At 42.8% G+C, this 4,640-nt stretch carries 2 protein-coding genes; both read right to left on the reverse strand.

Annotated features, from left to right (window positions below):
- Window positions 1-125: 125 nt before the first annotated feature.
- Window positions 126-2,813 (reverse strand): TonB-dependent receptor, encoded by a 2,688-nt coding sequence (locus tag L1D50_RS21685; RefSeq protein ID WP_239966799.1) that lies wholly within the window; start codon window positions 2,811-2,813, stop codon window positions 126-128.
- Between the two features lie 77 nt (window positions 2,814-2,890).
- On the reverse strand, window positions 2,891-4,549 hold the full coding sequence (locus L1D50_RS21690; protein ID WP_128727089.1) for a hypothetical protein: 1,659 nt from the start codon (window positions 4,547-4,549) through the stop codon (window positions 2,891-2,893).
- Window positions 4,550-4,640: the final 91 nt, after the last annotated feature.

The following is a 4,640-nucleotide window of genomic DNA, read 5'->3' on the forward strand; positions in this document are numbered from 1 at the left end:
CTATACACAAAATTACAGAAGTTAGTCTATGAAATAACGAGTAACAAAGAAAAAAATTTAGAAAGATTGATAAAGATCAAAAAAGCCAAGGCATGCCTTGGCTTTGCTTTAAGCTTAGTTGTTCCTTAGAACTCGTAGCTGTAGCTCAGGCTAACTGAGGTGCCAACATCTTTTTGTCTTACTACCACGTCAGATTGAGTTACTTCTTGATCTTCATTTAGCAAGTTCTTGACTTTAAATTTAACTTTAGAGTTAAAGTCTGGATACCAAGTATATACTAGATCAAGTGAATGAAATGGTTGCTCATAAGCATCATCTCTACCGCCTATCCCTGAAGCCAAAATACGCTCACCAAAGACGTTATACACTAATGAACCACTGTGTTGACCATCAGCCGAGTCATAGTTTAATTGCATATTAACTACGTACTCTGAGTGACCCGTCATACGCTTCGTTGGGTTGGTTAAGTTACCAGCACGAGCAGGATCTATCGATACTTCAGAATCACTCAGGGTGATGTTACCTGACGTAAAGAAGCCACTCGCAAGACCCGATAAGTCGTATAACCATTCGGCTTCAATACCGTATACTTCACCTTCCTCACCGTTTACGAAGGTTGCTGTATAGTCTTCATCACCAACGCGCAAGATAGTTTCTATTGGCGCGGTGATATCTTTATAGAATGCCGCAATTGAGAAGTTGTCGCCATTATCCATATAGTACTCAAAGCGCGCGTCATAGTTTTTCAGGTCGCTACTTTTAAGGCCAGCTACACCGAAGGTGCGGATATCGGTTAATGGATCATAGTAGGCAACCGGTACTAACTCACGTAAGTCAGGACGTACAGTGGTTTCACCATAACCAAAACGTACTTGATAGTTACCGTCTGAAAGATACGTTAGCGATAGTGCGTTAAAGAAGTTATCTTCGTTAACTGTACCGGCTAAAATACGCTCTTCATCGTAAATCGTTTCCATCGTTATGCGGTCGAAAATCAGACTTGATGTTGCAAGTGACACTTGTTTAAAGTCCTCGTAACGAATACCACCACTAATACGCCAGGTATTGTCGAAGAAGATATCAAACTCACCATAGCCCGCATCTATCTTTTGAGCGGCAATGTAATCATCTGCTGCTGGTGCCTGAGGTTCGTTGAAGGTCAACAAGAAAGTGTTGTTGTTCAAAAACTCATCGTCAAGATAACCCGATAATCCATAGATCTCAGACTCATCAAAGTTTACTGGGATGGATATACCACTTTTGTTGTTTACAACGAAGTTACTGGTATTGTAAACACGCGCTCTATCCATAAAGTCGTAACCACCTTTAAGAGTAATTTCTATACCCTCGAAGGTTAACGGTAAGGTGACATTGCCGCTGTAAGACTTTACGTTGTCTTCCATGTCGGTAAAGGCGTACGTTATACGGTTATCATCACCGGTAACGATGGAGTTTTTATAAGAACCGTCTTCGTTATAGTTATCAATAAACTTAAAGTCGATTTCTGTTGGAATATCGGTTTGCGCTTTTGACTCTGTATACTGCCAGTCAAAGCCTACCCCCCAGTAATCGAGGAACGTGTGTTGACCAATCACTTGGTCGATATCCAACGTGCGTTCTTCGTAATCAAACTGATGTGAACGCTGTGCCGCGCCCGTTCCCGCAATTGTTCTAACGGTACTGCCGTTAGGGCTTTGTAACACGGAAAACTCTGATTCGGTTTCGTTATCTTCGAGATAAATCTTAGAATAAGTAATGCTATGCTGATCTAAGCGGTAACCGATATTGAATACACCATTTAGGCGTTCAGTTTCAGTCGTTACTTTAGATTCTTTAAGTGTTACATAACAAGAGTTTGCAGTATCTTCCGCAGTCTCAAGCTTAGACGTACAGTTTTCAGCTAATGTGTCGTCAATAACACCTGTTGTGCGGTCGCTATAATTCCAATCGTTGTCATAGGAACCCGCAAGCATAAAGCCTACCATGCCGCCTAACCAATCTTCTTGGAAACTATTGCCAATGTTGGCTTTTACATCAAAGTTTGGATCTAGCGACTCTTCTTTGACTTGAATATCGCGAGGAAGTGATGACACAAAACCTTTGATCACGTCAATTGCTTGATCCGCACGTGTTAGCCCGACTTTATCTTTGAAACCGTTTTTGTCTACAACTTCGCCGATGTCAAAGTTACCGCGATATCTTACAACTGCATCTTGTAGTACTTGAGGTATACCTTCTGTAGTTCCGCTGTAGGTAAAGCCTTTATCAGAATTAAAGTTTTGGCCAATACCTACCTCAATACCTGCGGTGAACTCCGATGGTACTGACTTAGTGCGGATATCGATGTTACCACCACCGAATGCAGCAGGCATTGATGGAGAATAAGCTTTTTGTACCGCTAGACTTTCAATAATGCTTGCTGGAAAAATATCGAGTGGAATAACGTTTCGGGTTAAGTCCGGGCTAGGTACTGCGGCACCATTCAGGCGAGCACTTGAGTAACGCTCACCTAGGCCACGAACATAGATAAACTTGCCGTCAACTAACGTAAGACCGGTAACACGACGTAGCGCCGATGCTGCATCACTATCACCTGTTCTAGATAGCTGCTCTGCGCCTAAGATATCCGCAACGAATGCTTGGTTCTTACGTTCTTCAATTACCGCTGCAGCACTACCTTGTAAACGAGTACCTACCGCAACAACTTCTTCGATTGCTTGTTCTTCTTCTGCAACGCTTGGTAGAGAAGTTGCGACTGTGAGTGCCGTACTGATGGCTAAAGCAACTTTTTTAAATTTCATTTGAGTATCCATATACAATCCTGCCAAAAATCATAAAAAAGGCGCAATGACTGCGCCTTAATTGTAATAACTAAGGTCATTACGGATAATTAGTCAGCGTTTGAAGCCTCAATTGCTTTCTTAGCCCACTGATACCATTCAGAAGATGTATCTTTATCAGATACCGCACCTATGTAATCAACAGTCGTGAAGAAGTTGTCATTTAGGCTGCTTAGGTCGTTTGCTTCAACAGTGATAGCGGTAGAGCTTGAATTTGTTGAGAAGCCATCTGCTGCAATTACGTCAGCTGCACCGTTTAGAATTTGGTTAGAACCTGCGTTAACAAACCAGTCTTCTTTACCTTCACCTGCAGGTAATGGGTCAGAACCATTTTTAAAGTTTGCAGCACAAGCAAGTACAGAGCTTACATAGTTAAGCGTATCAGCTTCAGCGTTTGCAGCAGCCTTATCATCTTTAAACTCTAAACATTCAGTGCCATTCGCAGCTGATGATTTAACCACTAATGCGTTGTAGTACATACCACGGATTGCATCGTCAAACTTCATACCTTGTGATTCGTCATCATCACGAATTGAGTTACCATCAGTCGTTAACACAGTTACGTTTGCAAAGTTAAGCGTAGATGCCGGTGCTTGGCTGTAATCGGGGCCTGCTGCTTTTTCACCATCAGTTTCAAAACCGTTGTTACCCATGAAACCTTCTTCGCCAGCAGGGATTAATACCGCTTTGCCGTCGTCATCAGCATAAGTAACGTCGCGCTTAGTTTTAATTGTGCCGTGCTTAACCAGGATGAATTGACCTTTACCTTGCCAACCTGCATCTACGTCTACTGCATCATCTTGAGTGTCGGTTACGACGATGTTTTTGATGCTAGCCGCGCCGCCAAAGAATTCGATACCGTCATCAAAGCCTTGGTGAATGTGTAAGAACTCAAAGCTAGAGCCAGAACCTACAGCATTAAGCGTTAGCGAGTTTAAGTCGTCTCCAGGGCCGCCATCACGAGGACCAGAACCTGCATACCAAATGTGTGCATATTTGATTTGACCGCTGCTATCTGCGTTGTTTTTACCGCCATAGTAGCTGGTTACACCTTCAGAATCTGCATTACAAAGGTCGCCATCGCGCTCCGCATCGGTACACTCGTTTGTGATACCAAAACCGTTAACCATTATGCCACCCCAGTCCGCAAACTGTGGACCGATACCTGCTAGGTTAAATGCGTCATATTCTGCAGCCGAAGTGAAACGAATTGGCTCAGCGGCAGTACCAACTGCGTTGATCTTTGCTCCACGCGCGATACGAACCACTGACTCACCAGAAGTGAATGCCATTACAGCACCTGGCTCTACAGTTAGTGTTGGACCATTCGCCTCGATTGTACAACCTGTTGAAGTGTTACAATCTTTACCGATTAAAAGTGCACCCTTAAATACGTGAGCACCACCATTCTTAAGTTTTTTGAATGTAACATCAGCTTGAATTTCTAGTGATTTAGACGCGAAGTCAGTACCGTATACACAGTGTGGTGCTTGGAACGTACCTTGAACTTCAGTGCTTCCTACCGCTCGAGTTGTACAAGGGTTCTCTACAACTGGATCTGGAGTTTTATCGCCAGTGTTTGTCGTATTGTTTGAATTGTTAGTGCTGTTATCGTTTACAGTAGGTGTAACTTCGATGTCACCACCACAACCAGTAAGTGCCATAGCAGCGACGATTGCAGAGACTCTGAAGAGGTTTTTTAGTTCCATTGCTAACTCCAATAGTAGACTTTTAAAAAATTATTTTTTTACTGTGTTTAAATGATGTGACTAAATTAATGGTGTTTTATTACACCAAGAT

It is taken from the genome of Pseudoalteromonas sp. Isolate6, assembly GCF_022398435.1.
In the GTDB taxonomy this organism is placed as follows: domain Bacteria; phylum Pseudomonadota; class Gammaproteobacteria; order Enterobacterales; family Alteromonadaceae; genus Pseudoalteromonas; species Pseudoalteromonas galatheae.